Source organism: Larkinella sp. C7 (genome assembly GCF_006149005.1).
Lineage (GTDB): Bacteria > Bacteroidota > Bacteroidia > Cytophagales > Spirosomataceae > Larkinella.
Window position 1 is genome coordinate 1 of record NZ_VBSL01000219.1, and the last position, 370, is coordinate 370.

The following is a 370-nucleotide window of genomic DNA, read 5'->3' on the forward strand; positions in this document are numbered from 1 at the left end:
CTAGGCCTGCTTCCAAATGTGGAAGTGGCAGAAGCAGCCCTAAACTTTGTCAGGTCCCACAAGGACCTGCCTATTGTCTTGGACCCCGTTCTGGTCTGTAAGGAAAAGCATGATGTCGCTGTTAGTGCCCTGCGAGATGAGCTCCTGCAATTTTTACCCTATGTGTCTATCTTGACACCCAACCTGGCTGAGGCTGAAATTTTAACAGGTCTTTCCATTAAGAACCTAGAAGATATGAAGCAAGCAGCCCAAAAGTTGCAGGCCATGGGAGCTAAGGCTGTCGTCGTTAAGGGAGGCAATCGCCTAGATTCAGACCAGGCCCTTGATGTCTATTGTGATGAAAAGGGTCTGGAAGTCTTGAGCGGTCCTC

At 49.5% G+C, this 370-nt stretch carries 1 protein-coding gene; it reads left to right on the forward strand.

Annotated features, from left to right (window positions below; genetic code table 11):
* Positions 1–24 precede the first annotated feature (24 nt).
* Positions 25–370: PfkB family carbohydrate kinase (locus FH871_RS35175; RefSeq protein WP_229317791.1), on the forward strand; the 346-nt coding region annotated here is incomplete at its 3' end.